This is a genomic window from Pseudoalteromonas sp. GW168-MNA-CIBAN-0100, from assembly GCF_040309225.1.
In the GTDB taxonomy this organism is placed as follows: domain Bacteria; phylum Pseudomonadota; class Gammaproteobacteria; order Enterobacterales; family Alteromonadaceae; genus Pseudoalteromonas; species Pseudoalteromonas arctica.
Genome location: NZ_JBEOOL010001155.1, coordinates 1 through 233 on the forward strand (window position 1 = coordinate 1; position 233 = coordinate 233).

The following is a 233-nucleotide window of genomic DNA, read 5'->3' on the forward strand; positions in this document are numbered from 1 at the left end:
TTTGCTGCATTAGTGGCGGCAATTGTTTCATCACTTGCCTCTATGACTAACAGTATTTCAACTATTTGCACTATGGATATTTACAGCAAGTTAAAACCAGGTAAATCACAAAAACATTATGTATTTATAGGCCGCTCAGCTGCATTAATATCTTTAGCTATAGCCTTGGTTGTGGCAGAGCCATTATTAGGTAAGTTCGATCAAGCGTTTCAATATATTCAAGAGTTCACCGG

General features: G+C 37.3%; 1 protein-coding gene. It reads left to right on the forward strand.

Going from position 1 to position 233, the window contains the following annotated elements:
• A partial coding sequence (locus tag AAEY62_RS25010) for a sodium:solute symporter family transporter (RefSeq protein WP_502935579.1) occupies nucleotides 1–233 on the forward strand: 233 nt, incomplete at both ends.